The organism is Paenibacillus sp. SZ31 (assembly GCF_012912005.1).
In the GTDB taxonomy this organism is placed as follows: Bacteria; Bacillota; Bacilli; order Paenibacillales; family Paenibacillaceae; genus Paenibacillus.
The window spans coordinates 966,022-987,465 of record NZ_JABBEA010000001.1 but is presented as its reverse complement, the minus strand read 5'-3'; the positions used below and the strand labels follow the sequence as shown (position 1 = coordinate 987,465).

Annotated in this window: 18 protein-coding genes; 10 read left to right on the top strand and 8 right to left on the bottom strand. The window is 47.3% G+C overall.

Features of this window, described 5'->3' with window-relative positions; translation table 11 throughout:
• Positions 1 to 113: 113 nt before the first annotated feature.
• Positions 114 to 1,814 carry a methyl-accepting chemotaxis protein gene (locus HF638_RS04655; protein ID WP_169479092.1) on the bottom strand — a complete coding sequence of 567 codons (1,701 nt, stop codon included), beginning with the start codon at positions 1,812 to 1,814 and terminating at the stop codon, positions 114 to 116.
• 348 nt (positions 1,815 to 2,162) lie between these two features.
• Between HF638_RS04655 and HF638_RS04650 the strand changes: the two genes are divergently transcribed.
• The 3 genes from HF638_RS04650 (at position 2,163) to HF638_RS04640 (ending at position 5,182) form a co-directional block, all read left to right on the top strand.
• Complete coding sequence (locus HF638_RS04650; protein WP_169479091.1) at positions 2,163 to 3,560, top strand: L-cystine transporter; 1,398 nt, start codon at positions 2,163 to 2,165, stop codon at positions 3,558 to 3,560.
• 375 nt (positions 3,561 to 3,935) lie between these two features.
• Complete coding sequence (locus HF638_RS04645; protein ID WP_169479090.1) at positions 3,936 to 4,619, top strand: queuosine precursor transporter; 684 nt, start codon at positions 3,936 to 3,938, stop codon at positions 4,617 to 4,619.
• Positions 4,620 to 4,828: 209 nt separating this feature from the next.
• Positions 4,829 to 5,182: a hypothetical protein gene (locus HF638_RS04640; protein WP_169479089.1), complete on the top strand. Its 354-nt coding sequence runs from the start codon at positions 4,829 to 4,831 to the stop codon at positions 5,180 to 5,182.
• A 139-nt stretch (positions 5,183 to 5,321) separates the two neighbouring features.
• Here HF638_RS04640 and HF638_RS04635 read toward each other — a convergent pair whose 3' ends face one another.
• Positions 5,322 to 6,410: a M24 family metallopeptidase gene (locus HF638_RS04635; protein ID WP_169479088.1), complete on the bottom strand. Its 1,089-nt coding sequence runs from the start codon at positions 6,408 to 6,410 to the stop codon at positions 5,322 to 5,324.
• Between the two features lie 218 nt (positions 6,411 to 6,628).
• Between HF638_RS04635 and HF638_RS04630 the strand changes: the two genes are divergently transcribed.
• Entirely contained in the window at positions 6,629 to 7,840 is a 1,212-nt protein-coding gene (locus HF638_RS04630) for a PQQ-dependent sugar dehydrogenase (protein WP_169479087.1), read from the top strand.
• Between the two features lie 301 nt (positions 7,841 to 8,141).
• Here HF638_RS04630 and HF638_RS04625 read toward each other — a convergent pair whose 3' ends face one another.
• Together HF638_RS04625 and HF638_RS04620 are read right to left on the bottom strand one after the other, a co-directional pair.
• The gene (locus HF638_RS04625; protein WP_169479086.1) at positions 8,142 to 8,876 is read right to left on the bottom strand and encodes an MBL fold metallo-hydrolase; all 735 of its coding nucleotides are present in this window, start codon (positions 8,874 to 8,876) and stop codon (positions 8,142 to 8,144) included.
• A 56-nt stretch (positions 8,877 to 8,932) separates the two neighbouring features.
• Entirely contained in the window at positions 8,933 to 9,475 is a 543-nt protein-coding gene (locus HF638_RS04620; RefSeq protein WP_169479085.1) for a hypothetical protein, read from the bottom strand.
• A 104-nt stretch (positions 9,476 to 9,579) separates the two neighbouring features.
• Here HF638_RS04620 and HF638_RS04615 point away from each other — a divergent pair, with 104 nt between their 5' ends.
• Complete coding sequence (locus HF638_RS04615; RefSeq protein ID WP_169479084.1) at positions 9,580 to 10,443, top strand: SDR family oxidoreductase; 864 nt, start codon at positions 9,580 to 9,582, stop codon at positions 10,441 to 10,443.
• A 42-nt stretch (positions 10,444 to 10,485) separates the two neighbouring features.
• Here HF638_RS04615 and thrS read toward each other — a convergent pair whose 3' ends face one another.
• The 3 genes from thrS to HF638_RS04600 form a co-directional block, all read right to left on the bottom strand.
• Positions 10,486 to 12,486, bottom strand: a complete 2,001-nt coding sequence (gene thrS, locus HF638_RS04610) for a threonine--tRNA ligase (protein WP_248278003.1) — start codon at positions 12,484 to 12,486, stop codon at positions 10,486 to 10,488.
• 473 nt (positions 12,487 to 12,959) lie between these two features.
• Positions 12,960 to 14,720: a sensor histidine kinase gene (locus tag HF638_RS04605; RefSeq protein WP_169479083.1), complete on the bottom strand. Its 1,761-nt coding sequence runs from the start codon at positions 14,718 to 14,720 to the stop codon at positions 12,960 to 12,962.
• A complete protein-coding gene (locus HF638_RS04600) occupies positions 14,717 to 15,478 on the bottom strand; it encodes a response regulator transcription factor (RefSeq protein WP_169479082.1) in 762 nt (253 codons plus the stop codon). The genes HF638_RS04605 and HF638_RS04600 overlap by 4 nt, the downstream gene beginning before the upstream one ends.
• Positions 15,479 to 15,699: 221 nt before the next feature.
• Between HF638_RS04600 and HF638_RS04595 the strand changes: the two genes are divergently transcribed.
• Both HF638_RS04595 and HF638_RS04590 read left to right on the top strand, forming a co-directional pair.
• Positions 15,700 to 16,800 (top strand): peptidoglycan DD-metalloendopeptidase family protein, encoded by a 1,101-nt coding sequence (locus HF638_RS04595; RefSeq protein ID WP_169479081.1) that lies wholly within the window; start codon positions 15,700 to 15,702, stop codon positions 16,798 to 16,800.
• Between the two features lie 97 nt (positions 16,801 to 16,897).
• Positions 16,898 to 17,401 carry a GNAT family N-acetyltransferase gene (locus tag HF638_RS04590; RefSeq protein ID WP_169479080.1) on the top strand — a complete coding sequence of 168 codons (504 nt, stop codon included), beginning with the start codon at positions 16,898 to 16,900 and terminating at the stop codon, positions 17,399 to 17,401.
• A gap of 115 nt (positions 17,402 to 17,516) precedes the next feature.
• On the opposite strand, the gene HF638_RS04585 is transcribed toward HF638_RS04590, so the two are convergent.
• Positions 17,517 to 18,008, bottom strand: coding sequence for a DinB family protein (locus HF638_RS04585; RefSeq protein ID WP_169479079.1), 492 nt, complete (start codon positions 18,006 to 18,008; stop codon positions 17,517 to 17,519).
• A 284-nt stretch (positions 18,009 to 18,292) separates the two neighbouring features.
• Here HF638_RS04585 and HF638_RS04580 point away from each other — a divergent pair, with 284 nt between their 5' ends.
• From HF638_RS04580 to HF638_RS04570, 3 genes are all read left to right on the top strand, one after another.
• Positions 18,293 to 18,712, top strand: coding sequence for a hypothetical protein (locus HF638_RS04580; RefSeq protein WP_036610699.1), 420 nt, complete (start codon positions 18,293 to 18,295; stop codon positions 18,710 to 18,712).
• Positions 18,709 to 19,998: an ammonium transporter gene (locus HF638_RS04575; protein WP_036610695.1), complete on the top strand. Its 1,290-nt coding sequence runs from the start codon at positions 18,709 to 18,711 to the stop codon at positions 19,996 to 19,998. The genes HF638_RS04580 and HF638_RS04575 overlap by 4 nt, the downstream gene beginning before the upstream one ends.
• A 341-nt stretch (positions 19,999 to 20,339) precedes the next feature.
• Positions 20,340 to 21,281: a DUF1963 domain-containing protein gene (locus HF638_RS04570; protein ID WP_036669159.1), complete on the top strand. Its 942-nt coding sequence runs from the start codon at positions 20,340 to 20,342 to the stop codon at positions 21,279 to 21,281.
• The last annotated feature ends 163 nt before the right edge of the window (positions 21,282 to 21,444 follow it).

Genomic DNA, 21,444 nt, shown 5'->3' with positions numbered 1-21,444 from the left:
CCATGTCCGACAACCCGTTTTCTAGAAACGGAATGTTAGCGGCATGGGGGTATTGCATATCCTATGACTAAATGGGGTTTAAAACAGGGAATGATGGGTTAATGGTATACCTGTTAGTTTATTTTGAAATTCTTCATAGCGGATTGCAGTTCTACAGCTTGTTCATGCAGATGCCGTACCGTATTCGAATGTGAATCCATCTCGCTGAGCTGAAGATCTGCTGTTGAAGCAATCTGTAGCATGCTCTCACGGGATTTGGACGTAATCTGTGCCGTTTCTTCAACAGATGCACTCACTTCTTCTGCACCAGCGGATACTTGTTGCGTAGAAGCCGAGACAGTCTGGATGGTCAGGTTGACGTTCTGAATCAGTTCATTCAGTTGCTGGAAGGCTGAACCTGCCTGTTGAACGACAGTTGTACCTGAACCAATCTCTTTGGTTACGCGATTCATGGCGTCAACTGAGCGTTCAGCGTCTTCACGAATGGTACCCAGATAATCCGAAATTTCCTCGGTGGCTGTCTTGGATTGCTCCGCAAGTTTGCGAACTTCTCCGGCAACGACAGCGAATCCGCGTCCGTGCTCTCCAGCACGTGCTGCTTCAATGGAGGCGTTGAGTGACAGCATGTTAATCTGTTTGGTAATTTCAAAAATGGAAGCAACAATGGTGCCGATGGCTACCGAACGTTCATTCATGGTCTCAACATACCGCAACGATTCGCTTGCGGTATGTCCTACACGTTCCATCTGCTCAACGGCATTCTGAGCCAGTCGGTTACCATTAACCGCCTCATTCGCTGCTTCGCCAATTTGCTCAGACACTTCAGCAGAAGAAGAAGCGATATGCATGATACCCTGCGTAATTTCTTCCATGGCTCTGGCGTTCTCGGATGCACTGGAAGCAATACTGATGCTGCCTTTTTCTGCATCTTCAGCAGAGCGGCTGGAGTTACGAACCATACCGGACATCGATTCAACCCGCTGAAGCAGGTCATTGGAGCCTGACACAACTTCATCGGACGTGGACAAGGCACGGCTAATCATTTCTTTCAGGTTATGCGTCATCGTCTGGAAGCTTGCGGCAAGCTGGGCAATTTCATCTTTACCTTTGATCTCTAGCTCAGCGGTCAGATCGCCTTGGGATATTTGTTTACTATGTTGAACGAGCTTGATGATGGGTTTGGTTACTCTTTTGATCATACTAGTTGAGATAAGCCAGCCGAGCACGAAGACTAATGCTGTAATTCCAAGACATAACCAGAAGACCTGAGTAATCTTGTCTTGAATGAACTGGGCGTCCATGCTTACAGCCATAATCATATTACTTCCTGCGATTGGCATAAAGGCTGCTTTATGTACACCGAAGGAATCGGAGTAGACCTCGCTGATTACCATTTGTTTGTTCTCGATCGCTGCATTCATTGTGGGTTCTACATTAATTTCATCTTGGGCTTTCATGCCTGAGGAAGAGTTGGCAACCACCACTTTGGCTGATCCATCTTGAATGGCAACAATGTATGCGGCATCCAGATTGTGTTCTTTTGCTTTATCTGCCAGATACGATTCTACGGTCATAGCAGCACCTTCGGAACCGGCTCCACCACTCTGTACCTGTAGAATCTTTGAAGCAGAGGTATTCTTGTATATATCCTGAATGGACGTGTTTAGGACTTTATCGAACTGCGGGAGCACGTAACTTTGAATAATATTCATCGATACGGCATAAAAACTGATACTGAACAACAGGGAAGCAACCAGCAAGACGAGGAACAAAGTGCCTCTAATTTTACCGGCAACGGTGCGATTACGAAACATAGAATCATCCTTTCACGTCATGTTCATTAACATTGTCGCTTTTCCGTTATCATAAGACCTATATACCAATGAAGAAAGGCCTAATTTATACGTTGAGAAAACTTGGGAATAAGCGGATATACCTATATTACAGAATTAACCGGAGGTTGAATAGAACAATTTTCACGATTTGGTGTATTTTTTTCAGAAATAGATTAATCTGTTACATGCATATTACATAATATCAATTAATACCTACCAGAATAGTTTGATATATGGTATATTGTAAAATGTCTTGTTGGTCGTATAAAAAATAGAAGAGAAAATCGGATAAGTTCCGGTTACACATGTTGAGGAGGATTTATAGTAATGGATACTTTTCTAGTCATTTTGAATGTAGTGATCATGCTGGCATTTTTGGGTGTGCTCTACTGGATGCAGAAGAAACATATTTCCTTTACGAAACGCGTATTTGCGGGTTTGGGTATGGGGGTTGTATACGGTGTAATTCTTCAATTGATCTATGCATCCGGCTCTGATGTCATCACGAAGTCGGTCGATTGGTTCAATCTGGTTGGTTCAGGATATGTTCGTTTGTTACAAATGGTCGTGATTCCATTGATTATGGTATCGATCATCTCGGCTATTATGAATCTGAAAGGCAAGCAAAACCTCGGTAAAATGAGTGTCTCCATTATTGCGATCCTGTTGATCACAACGGCGATTGCCGCAGGAGTCAGCATTGTAACGAGTCTTGGCTTCAACCTGACTTCGATTGAGATCGAGGGTGGAGATCGGGAACTTGCACAAGGACAACGCATGGAGGAACGTCTTGTTGATGTACAGGATCAGACGATTCCACAGCAAGTGCTGGAATTCATTCCTTCGAATCCATTTGCGGATATGACTGGAGAACGTCGTACATCTACGCTGGCGGTTGTTATTTTCTCCGCGTTCATCGGTGTTGCTGTACTTGGACTGGATCGCAAAAAACCACAGCAGGCGGAAACATTCCGAGGCATGGTTAATGCGGTATATGCGGTAGTTATGCGGATTGTAACGTTGGTACTTCGATTGACGCCATACGGTATCTTGGCCCTGATTACGAAGGTAACGGCGACCACGAATCCAGATGAAATTCTGAAGTTGATCAAATTCGTTGTCGCATCCTACGTGGCGTTGCTCGTTATGTTCATCATTCACTTGATTATCATTGCGCTGTCTGGCTTCAACCCACTGACGTATCTGAAAAAGGTTCTGCCAACACTGGTATTTGCCTTTACGTCCCGTTCAAGTGCGGCAGCCATTCCGCTGAATGTAGAGACACAGACGAAGAAATTGGGCGTATCGGACGGGATTGCGAACCTGTCTGCAAGCTTTGGTGCTACGATTGGGCAAAACGGCTGCGCCGGGATCTATCCGGCCATGCTGGCGGTGATGATTGCTCCAACGGTCGGAATCGATCCGCTGAGCTGGGACTTCATTGTGACTTTGATCCTCGTAGTTATGATCAGTTCGTTTGGTGTAGCTGGAGTCGGCGGCGGGGCAACCTTCGCTTCCCTGATCGTATTGTCCACCATGAACCTGCCGGTAGCCTTGGCAGGATTGCTGATTTCCGTTGAACCGCTGATCGACATGGGTCGTACAGCATTGAACGTGAACGGGTCCATGACTTCTGGACTTGTAACCAGCAAAATTTTGAAAGAAAATGATCAAGACACCTTCAATGATCAAAGCCGTGAACTGGATTCAGCTGTTCAGGTGTAATACAGAATGGATCAGGTAGAGGCTCATATAAGAGCCAAAGCCATCTACAGTTCAAGCAAGTAAAGCCGTCCTTCGGAGAAATCCGGAAGGCGGTTTTTTTGTAGCAATCGCACCATACCTGTGCTCGGTGTGCGAAGTCGTCTACTTTTTGTTACACGTGGTAAGAGAGATGGAGGTAGGAAGAACGTAGTATGGTCGAGAGAGACAAAGGAGTTATATAAAAGGGACTGGGAGTCACTGTAGGTAGGCTTGGGGTTATTTAGTGCTGTTCAAGGGACGAGAAATGTGGTAGAGTATTCATGTTTTGGCCCTGAGCCAAACCGCGGTTCGTAACCATCCCGCGTAATCAAAACTAGGAAGGCAGTGTATGTATTTATGTTTAATTTAGGGTGGGGAGCGGTATTCGTTCTCGTAACTTATGGATTTTTCCTATTGTGTTACCGCTTGTTCGGTAAAAAAGGTCTCTATGCCTGGATTGGTGTGGCTACGGTTATAGCCAACATTCAGGTGACCAAAACGATAGATATCATGGGGATCGTGCTGACGTTAGGCAACACGATGTATGTCAGTATGTACCTGACCAGTGACCTTCTCAATGAGAAGTATGGATCGGGTGAAGCGCGGAAGGCCGTATGGTTCGGATTCTTCACGTTGATCATGACGACGGTTCTGATGCAGATGGTGTTGTTCTTTGATCCGGCACCGACGGACTTTGCACAGGAATCCATGGCGAAGCTGTTCGGTCTGCTGCCACGTTTGGCACTCGGAAGTCTGACCGCGTATTTCATCAGTCAGTTCCTGGATGTGCGACTGTTCAGCTGGCTACGTAAGGTAGCGCCTGGACGCAATCAGTTGTGGATACGCACGAATGGTAGTTCGATCATCAGCTCATTTGTAGATACACTGGTGTTCTGCACGATCGCGTTTGCGTTCATCTACCCTTGGGACATCTGGCTGGAAATCTTCCTGACCACGTATGTCATCAAATTCGTACTGACTGCGGTCGGAACACCGTTTCTGTATGCTGCACGTAGCTTTAAGTTTAAGGATGAAGCCTAGACCATATTCAAAGAGTATCCCTTAAAATCCCCCTCTGCACAGTCAATTGTAATTCGGACTCTGCAAGGGGATTTTTTATAGAAAACACATTTCCCCGAAACAAGAATAATCCTTTTTACATTTTTATGAAAAAGTTATAATATAAACGACCTGTCGTTATGAGCGTGTATCATTAGCCAACGATGATTTCATACAAAGGGGAATCGCACATGTACTCTACACTGCGTTATAAACTGGAAAGCAATGGAACAACCTATGAGAATGATAGCATTAATGCCTCGTTATTGGTGGAGTTGATCTCCAATCTGGAATTGCAGGAATACGTAGTACTTGAACCTTCGGAGCTGGTGGAGGGAAGTATGTATATGCAGGCTGCTGCGCTTGAGGAACCAGGGCAAATGGTGGCGGAGATTCGTTTGCAGGAAGGTGAGGACGGTTTCCGGCATTACAGCTACAGCACAGCAGATACGACTGTGATTATTCAATGGTTTCTGGATTACTGGGGGAAGCAACAGCTGCCACAGCTGGAATCCTGGCATGATATCACGCATGAGTTTGATTAATGGTAAATGAGTGAGCAGGAATAAGATCACGTAGAATGCAGACGGAGTAATGTAGGATATGCTTCGTATTAATTAAAATCCCGAGACCCATGATATTATGGGTTTGCGGGATTTTGTTTTTGACATAGTTCCAATTGGATTAGTCGGTAAGGATTTGCAGTTCTTTTGGATATGTCGTCAGAACTTCGACACCCGTCTCGGTTACAATTACATCATCTTCGATACGGACGCCGCCTGCTGCGGTATATATGCCTGGTTCAATCGTGAATACGGTACCTTCATTCAGGATGTCCATGTTTTCTCCATGAAGGGAAGGATACTCATGCACGTCGATACCCAATCCGTGGCCTACTCTGTGCATGAAGCGCTCGCCATATCCCGCTTCTTCCGTGACCTGGCGTGCTGCACGATCCACTTCGGCGCAGGTAATGCCTGGCTTGACCACTTGGATGGCAGCTTCGTTCGCTGCGAGCACGGTGTTATAGATGGTTTTGAGTTCAGGTGAGATGTCACCAAAGGCGAATGTGCGTGTGATATCCGAGGCATATCCTCCAGCATAGACACCCATGTCGAACATCAACAGGTCACCATGTTGCAGTTTCCGTTCACCCGGTGTACCGTGTGGCAGACCAGTTTTGGGTCCCGTGAGCACCATGGTATCAAAGGAAGGGCCATCTGCACCCAGTTTCTTCATCTGATACTCCATCTCGGCGACAAGCTCGATCTCGGTTACGCCTGTGCGAACGTGAGTGAGGCCTTGACGCAAAGTTTCTTCAATTAGATGAATGGCGTGACGAATGCGGGTTACTTCATCAGGTGTTTTTTTCACACGCAATGTGCGAAGTAAGGGGCCAACATCTTCAAAGCTGGCAGCACCCAGAGCAGCGGTTAGTTGCTCATAACGTGAGACGGTCACGTATTCTTTTTCGAGACCTACTCTGCCCAGACGGCCCTGATAACGTTCGAACAAAGCGTACGGATTATCCGTATCCGTGTGAGTGGCAATGTTGGATACCGAGGAAGCGGCTGCGGCAGCTTCAGCGTCGAGCGCAGGTACGATCAACAAGGGTTCTTCGCCACGTGCGAGAACTAGGCCAAGGAAACGTTCATGCGGATTGCTCGCAAAGCCAGTTAAATAGTAGATATGTTTCGGATCTGTGATCAGCATGGCGTCCAATCCTTGCCCGGACAGATCGGCTTCAAGACGAGATAAAGGGTTTTGATTCATGAGTGTATATGTCCACCTTTCCATTCATACTATCCTTCTATTATAAAAGATTATGGAGGAATTCCAAACTACAGTGATTTCATATCCTTCGAATCCCTTGAATTCGCCGTTTGAGTGGCTGGTATGAAGGGTAATACAGGGCGAAACCGCTTTACAGAATAATAATAGCACCACAACTATAGAGAACAAAAAAACGATATGCGAAGGGAGATGTAATCATGAATAATCGAGTAACCGTTCCACTGTATGCTTCATTATTAAGTGTGGCACTGTTGACAGCGTCATGCTCTTCAGGTGATCCCTCTACAGGAGGAACAGAACAGACGTCTCAGGGGCAGGGAACAGGTCAGGGACAGACAGCCAATGGAGGCAATGGCAGTGCGAGTGGAAACGAGAGTGGAGCGCAGGGAGAGGCGGTTATTCCGTATCAGGCTTCCGTTCTAGTTGAAGGATTGAATGCACCATGGGAGATTGTGAGTGTGCCTGATGGTCGGATGTTTGTAACGGAGCGCCCTGGTGCAATTCGCATCATTGAGGATGGAAAACTTGCCCCTGAACCACTGATTGAATTCTCAGCTCCGTTTAATGAAGAAGGCGAAGGAGGCCTGTTGGGTCTTGCAGCAGATCCGGACTTTGAGGAGAATGGTTACTTGTATGCGTACCACTCCTATCTGGAAGGCGACGATATTGCCAATCGGGTGTTACGCCTCAAGGTGAATGATGGCAAAGCCGTCATAGATCAAGAGTTGCTTGGTAACATTCCAGGCGGAACGAATCATAACGGTGGGCGGATCAAGATTGGCCCGGACAAGTTGCTCTATATCACGACAGGTGAACGTTATGAACCGGAACTGTCACAGAACGAAGATAGCCTTGGAGGTAAAATATTGCGGATAGGTCTCGACGGATCGATCCCGGCAGACAACCCATGGCCGAATTCGCCTGTATACAGTATGGGACACCGGAACGCACAGGGACTGGCCTGGAATCCGGACAACGGTTATCTCTATTCTACCGAGCATGGTCAGCGGAATCATGATGAGATTAATCGGATTGTAGCTGGTGAGAACTATGGCTGGCCCGAGGTAGAAGGAGACGATGATGACAATGGCGCATATCAGGCTCCGCTTGCACATAGTGGGAATGATACATGGGCGCCGTCTGGTGTAGCTTTTGTTGAAGAAGGACCTTGGGCCGGATCACTGATTGCCGCGAATCTGCGTGGAGAGCAGTTGCTGAAGGTTACTCTGTCGGAAGATGGTACACAAGTTAAACAGGTGGAACCAATCTTCGAAGATGAGTGGGGCCGGATTCGTAATGTGAGTGCTGGTGAGGACGGAAAGTTATACGTGCTTACGAACAATCGGGATGGACGAGGATCACCACGAGATGGGGATGACAAGCTGATAGTGCTTACTCCGGAGAGCTGAGTCAGGAGTAAGGGGAAAGATAGCGTGCACATGTCGTGATGCAATATAAGATACTGCGTGCATACCGTACGCAATAGGAGCTACCATACGGTCAACACCAGTGCAGTAGTAGAAGTACATGGTTAATTAATTAAAGGAGCTGTCCCGTCAAGTTCATGACAAATGGGACAGCTCCTTGATTGTACTGTATGTGTTATCCTAATGCTGAATGCGATACAACGCACAGTGCCGCACTAGTAGAAACAGCGTTAATAGGATGCTTGTGTCATTTCAAAAACACTCACAAGTCCGCGTTCGTTACTTACTCTGCGCTCTCCTTCGCAAGTGTGGCAATGCGCTGAGCGGGATCATTCGTGTACTCTCCACCGTGATAACAGAGAACCTTATTGAGCTTAAGGTTGGTCAGTTTCTTCAGGCTTCGCAGCGCTTCAGGCATGTCCGGTGTCGCGGGTGGCGCAGGGCCAACCAGTTCATCATCAACCACACGAAGTTCATCGGCAGCGAGCAGGAACTGTTGCTCTCCGAAATACAGGCTGATATGACCTGGGGTATGTCCGGGTGTATGAATGACCTGTGTACCGCCTTGAAGGGGTAACAGGTCTCCGTCCGCCAGCGTTCTGCTGATGTTCACTTCCGGCAGCTGCAAGAGTAGTTGGTCTGCCAGTGCCAATACGGGGGCAGACAACAAAGCGCGACGTTCTGGAGTGAATTTGATCAAAGGTTTCTCACCTGTTAGATATGGAATCTCATCGGCATGTGCCCAGATTTCCAGATCAGGGATTTCATCCAGAAGAGCACCCAAGTTACCGATATGATCGATGTCCTGATGGGTAATAATCACACGTTTGACGTCCGAGAGCTGTACATCCTCTTGTTCCAGTGCGGATTGAAGTTCTGCAAATTGTCCAATCATGCCCGTATCTACCAGGGTAACGCCATCTTCGTCATGAAGCATGACGGGGAATATGGGGTTTTTCCCTGAAGGTGTAGGAATATGAAGATGTAGTGCAGTAATCGAAGTTGTTGGATGGCTCATGGTTATCCGGACCGTAGTCCGGTACACCTCCTTTTCTTTTCTAGCGATGATTGTTGTTATTCAGGGCGATTATATTTCAAGTGTTTTCTATATTTTTTTACCGTATGGAGTAGCGCTTCGAACGTTTCTTCTTCATTACTGCCGTCTTTAACGATGGATACAAACGAGAAGTTATCATGAACGAGCTTGTTTCTCGTCTGAAACACCTGACTAAGGGCCTCAGCGAATTGTTCTTTTTCGGATTCAAGGGCAATGAATTCTTTACTAAGTTCGGCCTGGATGATCTCCATATTGGAACGCGCACGGTAGGCAGGAGTTTTCATCAGCTGGGTCGAATTAAACTTCTTCTGATATACCTGTCTATACAATTGATTTAACATTTGTTCAGTAATGGCGCATAGTTCGATGACCAGTGAAGCATATCTTCGGTTTTTGCGTTTTCGGGTGAGCTCACGTGTTTCTTCGTCGTCCAAGATACCGTATTTTTCATAAAGCGTAGAGTCATCTTTCTGCAAGATCTCCTGATATTCCTGTTCGAGTAGTGCGATTTCAAGTTTGGCTTGTCGTTTAACTTTTTTAAAATCTTCTTTGGTCAGCATACTTGTCCTCCCATGGAAACCGAGATGTGATCCTATCATTATCTCATATTGTACGCTGTAGCGCCTCTAATTTCGGAACCTCAGGTTCAGAAGGGAATTACCTCATGTCCATTCAGACAGCAATTGTAACAGGAGCTAACTCAGGTATGGGTTTGGCAACTACCATTGAACTTGCAAGGCAAGGATATCGCGTAATTATGGCATGCCGCAGTGAGAAGCGCGGACAGGAGGCACTTCAGGAAGCTGTGCGTCAGTCCGGCTCTTCTGCAATTGAATTGATGCTGTGTGATCTTGGTGCACTCGAAAGCATACGCCAGTTTGCCCACACATTCCGTGAGCGCCATGATCGCCTGGACGTTCTGGTTAATAATGCCGGGGTGGTTATGGTCAAGCGGAAGGAAACTTCAGACGGGTTCGAACAGAGTATCGGTATTAACCATCTGGGTCATTTCCTGCTGACCTTACTTTTGATAGAACCTCTAAAAGCTGCAAAGCAGGGACGGGTTGTGAACGTTTCGTCAGGGGCTTACAAAGCCGGCAAAATCCACTTCGAAGATCCACATCTGCACAAAGGTTATAATCCGATCAAAAGCTATGCTCAATCCAAATTGGCTAACGTGCTGTTCACTCGTGCATTGGCACGCAAAATGTCGGGTACGTCTGTGAAGGTGAACTGTCTACACCCTGGTGCGGTAGGAACGAGTATTGGCGTAGATCGCAATACCGGATTTGGCACACGCATTATGGCTTTTGTAGGCAAGCTTCCATTCTTTCTGTCCCCTGAAGAAGGGGCGCGAACGGCTGTTTATCTGGCCACAAGCCCTGAAGTTGTCGGCATCACCGGGCGTTACTACTATCAACAGAAAGAGCAGCAGCTGAAGAAACATGCCGTTGATGATGCTTCAGCTGAGCGTTTCTGGACGTGGAGCGAAGAACAGGTGGGGCTAAAGCCTGACGAGAAGTTGTAATTTAACGCAAGCGATTGACCATAGAGTAGAGCCGCTAATTTTTTATACTTTTGCCTTCACAGCTTGTTGGATCATTTCAATAACAGCTTCAATACGTTGGATGCCTTGATCTCCCTGACCGTATGCACGGACAGAGGCGGATGAGGCATTTTTCTCATTCTCACCAAGTACGAGCGAATAAGGCACTTTTTCCATCTGGGCTTCACGGATTTTGTACCCGAGCTTCTCGCTGCGCAGATCTGTTTCTACCCGAATGCCCGCAGCCCGGAGCTGGCTCTGTACTTGGAGTGCATAGTCTGCATAATGATCTGATACAGGTAGGAGTTTCACTTGTACAGGTGCAAGCCAGAGTGGGAACGCTCCTGCATAGTGTTCAGTCAGGATGCCGATGAAACGATCGATGGAACCGTAGATGGCACGATGGATCACGACAGGACGATGTTTCAGACTATCTTCGCCAATGTAAGTGAGGTCGAACTTCTCCGGCATTTGAAAATCAAGCTGGATTGTTCCGCACTGCCAGCTGCGTTTCAGCGCATCGAGGATATGAAAGTCAATTTTCGGTCCATAAAAGGCACCGTCTCCTTCGTTAATGCGATATTCCACGCCTCGACGATCCAGAACATTTTGCAAGGCACGTTCCGCCTGATCCCACAGCTCTTCTGATCCCATGGAATCTTCCGGACGAGTGGACAACTCAATCTTATATTCGAATCCGAAGATATCGTACATACGTCCGATCAGTGAGATCGCCTGATTAATCTCGTCCTCGATCTGTTCTGGCATGACGTAGAGATGGGCATCATCCTGGCAGAACGTCCGTACACGCATCATGCCGTTCAGGGCACCTGAGAATTCATGACGGTGAACCTGACCGAATTCCATCATGCGAATCGGCAATTCGCGGTAGGAATGGAGTGTATTTTTGAAGATCAGCATGTGTCCAGGACAGTTCATCGGTTTCAGTGCAAAAGTCGCATCGTCCACTTCCGAGAAATACATATTGTCCTTGTAATGCTCCCAGTGACCGGATTGCTCCCACAGCCGGTTGTTCATCATGAGAGGAGTCCGAACTTCCTGATAACCTTCCTGCAATTGCAACTCACGGGAGAACTGCTCCAGTTCAGTGCGAACAGTCATACCTTTGGGCAGATAGAAGGGCATGCCGGGCGCTTCTTCGGAGAACATGAACAGTTCAAGCTCTTTGCCAAGTTTACGGTGATCCCGTTTTTTCGCTTCTTCGAGCATGTGCAGGTGTTCATCCAGTTGGGCTTTGTTCGGGAAAGCAGTGCCGTAGATGCGTTGCAGCATCTTATTGTCCGAGTTACCCCGCCAGTACGCACCAGCGACATTCAGCAGTTTGAATGCTTTAATCCGACCAGTGGATGGAAGGTGGGGACCACGACACAGATCAAAGAACTCTCCTTGATCATAGATCGAAAGCTCGGCGTCCTCGGGTAAATCCCGAATAAGTTCAAGCTTGTACGGGTCCTGGATCTCTCCGAAGATACGGAGGGCTTCCTTCCGGTTAACCACCCGGCGACTGATCTTTTCATTTTCCTGAATGATTTTGTTCATTTCCCGCTCGATGGCAGCCAGATCACTGATGGACAAGGCATGCTCCAGATCAACATCGTAATAAAAACCGTCTTCGATTACGGGTCCAATGCCCAGTTTCACTTGATCCGCACCGTAGATGCGTTTGAGCGCCTGTGCCAGCACATGTGCTGCGCTGTGACGGTAACGATACAGGCCTTCCACACTGTCCAAAGTAACGATGACGAGTTCGCAATCCTGCTCAAGCACCCAATCAAGATCGACATTCTGACCATCTACAATACCGCCAATGGCTTGTTTTCCAAGACTTGTGCTGATGGACGAGGCGACCGCACCTACAGTGATGCCTGCTTCGTAAGAACGTATCGCGCCACCTTGCAGACGGACCTCAATGGAATGACTGGATTGTTGCAGATCGTTTGCTTGGCTGTCTAATTCGTTACCTGATTTGTTGCTTGCTGAGTTACTGTTTTCTTGTTTACTCATGTGAACCACTCTCCATTTCTTAAAATGAAAGCGCAAAAAACACCCGTCCCGGAGAAGGGACGAGTGCGCTTGGCTCGTGGTTCCACCCTAATTTGGTTATGGTGCACCCTGATCTCGACCAGCCGCCGTGAACAGGAAACATCATAACCCTCATTGGAATCCGTTATCGGGGATCAGGCGGTGAACTCTACTGGCAGCATGCCAAACATCCGAGGGAAGTTCGAAATGCTGAGGTTCGAGGTCACGGCTGCAGAGGGGTAATTCCGGTCCGTTCGCTGAAGAAGGTTTCACCAATCCCCTCTCTCTCTGGGCAGCACGCAAACGAAATCATGTCTCTGGTCATCGCCAAATATGTTAGATCAACTCATTAAAGTTATCCTGAAATGTGTTGCATTCAATATCAATATATTGGAACAGGTGTTGTTGAGTGTCGATTATATAGACTGAAAATGGAAAGGTCAAGCGGAACATTTTTAATTGGTTTCGGATGGTCCATCCCATATTAAGCGAATGATCGTTCCTTCACCAGGCGTGGATTGTACCTCAATACGACCTTTCATGGCTTCGATCAAACCTTTGGTTACCGCCATGCCCAGACCTGATCCAACATCCGATGTACCTGTGTCTGTACCGCGATAGTATCGTTCAAATAACTTCCATACCGTCTCGGAGTCCATACCTCGTCCGTTATCGGCAAACTGAATGCTGAACTCATCAGCCTGCTTACCTGAATGAACACTGACAGTCAGGGTGGACTCGGGCGGATTATGGAGAAGGGCATTGGCGGTCAGGTTATCCACGATTCGTTCAAACGATGGAATGTGAACAAGTCCATACACAGGCATTTCGGAAGGTTGGAATAGGATGCGACCTTCTCCATATGCCGGATTCCGTTCAGCGCGCTGAATCAAATCATGAAGTAACGTATTTACGTCAGTCTCTTCCACAACAGGCTGATATCCTCCACTACGTAATCGATAGGTCATCGCAAGGTCATTGACAAGCCTGTCCATATACATAGATTTATCGAGCATTATACCTGCGAATTCCCTGACTTCTTCCTCGGTCCAGCTATATTTATCTGCTTCAAGCATATGGGCATAACCCTGGATGGAGGATAGGGGCGTCTTAAGATCATGTGTTATGCCAGCAATCCATTCCTCCCGCAGGGACTCGGTCTGTTTGCGGAGTTCTTCATCTTGCTCCAACGTGTGGGATAGGGCCTGCATGGAGCGAAGCACTTCAGCATACACGTGATATTTCCGTTTCCACTTTCCGTTACGACGCTGACTTCGAGGCACTCCGAAAGCTCCGGTAGGCTCCTCATACTGCCCTCGCTCCAGACGCTGTAACCATTGGAGCATATGCAGCATGGGCGAGCCGAATCGGTTGGCATACCAGAAGGCGAGCAAAATGAGCAGCATGATGATGGATACAATCAATACGACCAATGCCGGCTCCAAAATAAAGTTGTAGGGGTTCTGATCACTGCTCGCCGCTGGATCAACAGGGATGCTAATCAGCCAAGTGGTTTCACTCTGTTCATCGTACCACGTGGCAACAGACAGGCCGGATCGACTCGGATAGCGAACTTGCAGAACGAGTTCCTGAATGGTGTATTCGGTCGGTACGCCCATGGCTGGTTTGTTGAAAGAGGAGAGTTCGCGTCCTGACGGGTCCAATATTTGAAGATAAGCATTGGCAGCATGAAGGGCTTCCTGTTGGTCGGGCTGAAGATCAAGCTTTCCGTTGTTGAGAGCAAGATCTGAACGAATGTTATTCATTAAGGATTTGGCCGGGTTACGCTCCCCATATAACAAGGTAAAATCCTTTCCGTTCTTCTCCCGGATCAGCATGACAATCTGATAAGGGAACGGCTTCTGGCTTTCCCAGTATGCAATCAACTCCCCTGGCTTATAGTGATTAGGAACATCGGCGGGGGTGTGGTATTCATCAATGGCGTAACCTTGTTCATCCAGAACTTGGAGCCAACCTTGATTTTTGTCCACTTGCTTCAGCAATTCGGGGTCATATTGGATGGTATCATCTGGCATGATCTCTGCTGTATTAATTAATTGGTCCAGACCGTTGGCAGCAAAATCATCTACCAGATTCACTTCATTTACCTTTTGCACGACCCAGTAAGTCGCTATAGACCCAAGCAGGATGATAAGAACGACTGCACCGGCAAGCATCCCGATAAACCGGGTCATTAACCTGCGACGAATACTCATGGGCGTGACACATGTTCCGGCTGAATAAGTTTGTAACCCAGACCCCGGACGTTCACGAGAAACACCGGATTGGAAGGATCGGCTTCAATGCGCTCCCGAATGCGGTGAATATGAACCATCACGGTATTGTCATCACTAATGGCTTCAGAGCCCCAGACTCGCTCATATAGATCTGATTTGGTGAAGATTCGATTGGGGTGCTTGCAGAAAAAGAGCAGTAGTTGGAACACAAGTGCCGGACAGGATACGGACTCTCCTTCAACCCGAAGCTCACCAGCCCATTCCAGCACCTGGAATCGTCCAAAGTCGTACACGCCTTCCGATGTGCTGGGAGATGACGTATTTACGTTAGATGGGACGTGATCCGGGATCGCTGTGGTTTTAGTGGGTAAATAACGCTTCAGTAATGATTTAATTCGAGCAACCACTTCTAGTGGATTAAAGGGTTTGGCAACATAATCGTCGCCACCGACGGCGAACCCGGTTAATTTGTCATAATCCGTTGTTTTGGCCGTCAGAAACAGGATGGGCGCATCGGTGACCTGTCGTAGAAAAGGACAGATTTCCAGTCCGCTTTTGCCAGGAAGCATGATATCGAGCACGATGCAATGATACGTCTTGTTGTTGCATGCCTCCATGGCAGCTTCGCCTGTTGTAACGGTATCAATATCGAGAAACTGCTCTTTGAGCAGAACGGTTTTGAGCATACGCAGAATAGCCTGTTCATCATCCACAAGCAGTAATGAGACGTTATCCATAGTTTAAAAATGACCTCCTGATCCTTCCGTTGTGTTTATTGTTAATCATACCATCCAAGAGGGATGTATAGCGTACGAGCTATCTTAACGGAATCTTAATTATGCAGCCTCAGAAGGCATGACAAGTTTAACTACATGTAAGTTGGGGTTAGACGAAGGATAAGACTCATTCTGTACACTTAACTGGGTAGTATAACGATTAACTGGAAGGGATGTTGAGAATGAACAGAGAAGGTCATCTGAAATCAGAACAGAATACACATTCGAAATTACAGCATAGAAAAGGCTGGAAGGTGCTTGCGATTACCCTTGGAGCTTGCGTGATATTATCTGCTTGCGGCAACAGCAACTCGATTACTTCCGACCAGGCGGAGCAGCAGTCAGCCGAACAGGCGTCCAATAATGAAGCGAGCGAGAACTCCAATCAGGAGCAGAACTCAAGTTCAGAAGTGAGCACGATGGTTACACCGGACAATTTCATAGATACGTTGATGAGTGGTTCAAAGGATGCAATCTATAGTCAGTTTTCTCCGGAATTGAAGGGAACGTTAACGTTGGAACAATTCAAGGAAGCTGCTAACCAGTTTCTGGAGGGTGTGGAATCTTGGGAGCTAGTGGTAGATGCGGAAATGAATCAAATAACCGAGTATAGCTGGAAGGATCAGACTGGAACGAAAGGTGTTCAAGTTTATTTTTCTGAAGAAAATCAGATTGAAGGTCTCTTAATTCAGCCGCTGGAAACTTATGAGGACACGGATGCCAAATTCACCAAAACAGAGTTCCAATTCCCCATGAAGGGGGAATGGTATGTATTCTGGGGAGGCAATGATGTGTTGTCCAACTATCATTATGCGTATGAAACTCAGCGCTACGCCCTGGATATTGTTCGTACACAGAATAATTCAAGTTATGAAGGCGATACAAAGGCAAACGAAAACTACTATGCTTTTGGTGAACCACTCTATGCAGCTGCGGACGGAACAGTCGTCGAAATCAAGAACGATATTCCGGACAATGTACCGGGTGTCATGAATCCGGATGAGCCGGCGGGTAACTATGTGGTCATCGATCATGGAAATGGTGAATACAGCATCACAGGACATATCAAGGAAGGCAGTGTTTCGGTCAAAAAAGGGGATAAGCTCAAGCAAGGAGACCCTATCGGTGAGCTTGGGAATTCGGGTAACTCCAGTGAAGCTCATCTGCATTTCCAGGTATCGGATGGCCCGGATCTGTTCACATCTCGCTCAATCAACATTCGTTGGGCAGACCAGACTCAGCAGTTAACGCGTGGGAACACAATTCAGGGACTTCCAGAGTAGTGCTCTGTCAGAATGTTAGGGATGACGAAAACTTCTCTTCTCCGTTATAATATCTTCTATAATTAGAGGTTTGATCTGGAATGATGGAGGAATAGCGATGAAACTGGAAGATGTGCAGATTGAATATGCGCGGCTGGAGGACTTGCCGAGGATTGTGGAAATTTATAATTCCACCATTGAGAGCCGCATGGTGACAGCGGATTTGGAGCCGGTGACGGTGGAGCAACGTGTTCCGTGGTTCGAGGAACATTCACCGGATCATCGTCCGCTTTGGGTGATGAAGCAGGCAGGTCGGGTGGTAGCTTGGGCGAGTCTCAGCTCGTTCTATGGACGCCCTGCGTATAATGGAACGGTTGAAGTCAGTGTATACGTGGATCAGCAATGCCGCGGAATTGGGGCTGGCGGACGTTTGCTCGAAACTGTATTTGCGGCGTGTCCTGCACTTGGAATTACGACGATTCTCGGATTTGTCTTTGGACATAATGAACCGAGTCTGGGATTATTGCGCAAGCATGGTTTTGAACAGTGGGGGTATTATCCCGAAGTGGCTGTGCTGGATGGCGTGAATAGAGATCTGGCGATTTTGGGCAAAAAAATATAAGTGTCGTTCTTGTTCGTGAGATAAGAACATTGAAAACCTCCAACCTAAACTAATAGGATTGGAGGTTTTTTGTCGTACAACTATATTCTTCGCTATGTGAAAGTGGAGGTTGTGTTTATACGCCAAGCTGATGCTTAATTCCTTGAATCTGTCCCAGATGACGTTCCTCATGATAACTTGCAAAGTCAATCCATTGGGTAAGATCCATCTCACCGAATACAGGATGAGAAAAGGACTTGCTGCGCAGAAGGTCAGGGTCATGACCCAATGCAAAGTTGTTTAGCGCTTGGTGGGATTCATCCAGATCACTACGTACGTCTGCGAGTGCTTCGGGCGCTGCTGGAGGCTGAAGATGGGGTGGTGCCTCGACGGAGCGACTACGGTCCAATGTTAGTTCATAAGGTTTTTTGTCCACAGATACAGTCTGTTCCTTCTCGAGCGCAAGACGCACTTGTTTCCCGATGACATGTTCCATCAGATTCAGATGACGCAGTACTTGCATGATACTCCATTGTTCGGGTGAAGGTTTTCGGTTCAGTTGTTCTTCTTCGAGTCCTGAGACGCTTTCCCAGATTTGGTTGCGTATATCGTCATTACGAGTGAACATCGTGCAATCCTCTCCTTATATGGGTTCTATAATGTTGATAGTCTGTGTATGTCCATTACCCCAAATGTGGATGCTTATTCTATAAGCATAGAGAATTGAATAGATGAATGCGAATCATAGGCATGATTAACCTTGTTAGGTGTAATGTGTTGCAAAATAAAAAAGCCGTTCTCCATGAACGGTTCGTTTCAATTATTACGAAGTCCAAAAAAAGATTGACGGGCAGACCCCGGCAAACTATAATCGGTACAAGTAACTTGATATGTAAGGAGTCCTGACATGATATGTTAGTAATCGACGAGGTGTATCACCATACAGCATTGCAAATATCATCGTCCGATTTATTGTACCTTATCGAACGGCTGAAGGTCAAAAAAGAAAATGAGATCCAAACGCTCAAGCAGAAGATCGAACAGTTCGAACAGAAGCGTCGAGCGGAAGAGGTTGCTTATCAATCGTTGTCGCCCGTACGCAAATGGTTTGCGGGACGTCCAGCATCCCATCATCAGGCGGTGGAGTATATGGTGCAGGTGAAGGAACGTTTTCGCAAGATGGAACAGATTCGCAGACGCATCCGTGAATTGGATCAGATCGCAGAACGAATTAAGCATCCGGACAGCATTGAGCGGGACGAGATTGAGCTTGCGCCCGATACAATCCGTGAGCTCAGACAGCTTAGTGAAACGGAGGATGTACAAGCATGACTTTGGAGACGTTAAGCACCGGGATTGATACGGTCTGGGTCGTACTGAGTGCAGCGATGATTTTATTGATGGAGGGTGGATTCGCCCTGCTCGAGGCTGGCTTTGTGCGTTATAAAAATAGTGTGAACATTATTATGAAGGTTTTTGCTGACATTACGATTGGGACGTTACTGTTCTATGCGATCGGTTTTGGACTGATGTATGGTTCGGACGTTGGCGGTTTTGCGGGAGTAACGGGATTTTTCCTGAATGGGGATTTGTCTCACCTGGACGTGCCGGTATCTCTGGAGACATTCTGGTTGTTCCAGGCGGCCTTTACCATTGCCGTTATTTCCATCGTTTCGGGAGCGGTAGCCGAGCGGATCAACTTCCGTGCTTATCTTTTGTATATCATATTGATGACGGCAATCATCTATCCGATTGGTGGACACTGGGCATGGGGCGGCGGCTGGCTTAGTCAGCTGGGGATGCAGGACTTTGCCGGTTCGGCTGTCATCCATGCGCTTGGGGGATTCTCGGCCCTGGCTGCTGCGATTATCATTGGTCCGCGTAAAGGGAAGTACACGCCACTTGGCGTAAGTGCCATTGCGCTTCCGAGTAATTTGCCACTGGCCTCTGTAGGTGCATTTCTGCTATGGTTCGGCTGGTTTGGCTTCAATGCCGGCAGTACGCTGAGTGCGACGGATGTAAGAATCGGTCACATTGCGATTGTTACGATGTTATCTGCGGCTTCGGGTGGTGCGGTTACGTTACTGTACACTTTGTTCCGCTTCAATCGCTCGGATGCGCCATCGGTCATTAACGGTTCGCTTGCGGGACTGGTCGGAATTACGGCGGGCTGTGCATTTGTTGGCGATGTAGCCGCCATATTCATTGGGGCAGTATCCGGTTTATTGATGATGGCTGCCACCAACTGGCTGGACCGTCGGCAGATTGATGATCCGGTTGGTGCTTTCCCGGTACATGCTGCATCAGGAATGTGGGGCACGATTGCTGTAGGTCTGTTTGCCACGGATGGTGGATTATTCATGGGCGGCGGCTGGAGGTTGCTGGGTGTTCAGGCACTTGGTCTTACAGCCCTGGTCATCTGGGGATTCGCCATGACCTGGATCGGGCTGAAGCTGATTGGCAAAATTGTGCCTGTACGTTCGACGGAAGAAGAGGAAGATCTGGGTCTGGATATCAGTTATCATGGTGTGATGGCAGCACATCAGGCCCATGAATTCCTGGATGGTGAGGAGCATATGCGTGCTTACCAGGAAAAGTCTTCTGATCCAAATCGTTAAATGGAATATAGGATAAGGAAGTAGACTGACAAGGAGTGTCAGTCTCTTTTTTCTATATAAATTGAACTACATATTTACACGAGAACGTAGAGGACAGAAAGAACCTGAAGAAGCGAAGAGTTCGCCTTTATCCCCGGATTTTTACCTTTGCAAAGGTGAATCTAAAAAATTCTGGGGATAACAGCGATCGGAAGGTTGTTCTGTCATCGGAGTGGTAAGTGTAAAATATTCTTAAGTTCAATTTATACAGAAGCAGGGAAAGACGTCCGGGCAGAAGAATATACAGGTGTGAACCTGAATATGTCTCAGCATAGGTGTATTGTCAAAAGGGGAGGATCTATATGATTAAGCCAGAACAATGTGAACGTCTGACCAGAAAAGCCCGTAAAACACTTGAGGAATATGGTTTGGGAGTTGCTGCCGATCTGCTGTTGTCCTCAAGCCGCTGGGGAATTCGCCTCGATGTATCCACACTGGACGAATATCGCAGAACAGGAAACTCACGTGTGGGTGGACATCCGGATTTGCCAAGTCGCATGGAATGGCCCGTAACACAAGAAGGAGTTCCAATGACTTTCCTGGCCCAACTGAACCTGGTGGATTTGTCGCCGTATACGCCGAATGATGGGCGCGGGACTTTGCCTGAACGTGGAATGTTATACTTTTTCGTTGGCAAGGATGAATCTGCTTGTCCCATTGAACATCGTGTGATTTTTGAGCCAAGTTCTCATAACCTCATAAGGCGAGAGCCTGAAGGTGATACCGCGCTGGATGGAGCACCGTTTGTTGCACATTCGGTGACTGTGCTGCCTAATCTTGAGTTTCCTACATATGCATATATTGACGCCAACGCGCTGAATGAGCTCTCGCCTTCTCTGCTTGAGACCGATGAGGCCGAAGCGGAAGTGAGTCTGTATGACCGTTACCTTGAATTCGAGTCGAGTTGGAATCATCCAAGTACGCTGAATTGGGGTGGTATGTTTGGATATCCTGACGGGCAGCATCCGGATGCCGAGCATCGTGCCTTGTTACAGATCGCACTGGGAGAAGAGTACGATTATAATGAGCAGGAGTGTGAGAAGAAGCTGACCAAACATTACGGCGGTGATGAGGATCGGACATGGCAGGAACTATCCGATACGCTACTGCTGTTGAAGATAGATACACATGATGCTATTGGTTTCCAATGGTGGGATTGCGGGGAACTGCAATTTTTCATTCGCAAGTCTGACTTGGAGGCTGGACGATTCGAGCAAACGTATTGTTCGTTATACTCAAGTTGAGCAAAGATTTGAAAACAAATAGGCAACAAAATGTCCTGAATCCCGTCTATATGAAGGAGGAAGGACTTTTTTGTTCGAATATTGTTAGAATTGGTGTGTAGTTTGTTTATATATTAAGGAGGGATATCTTGGTTGAAAACCGATCATATGTTCTGTATAATGG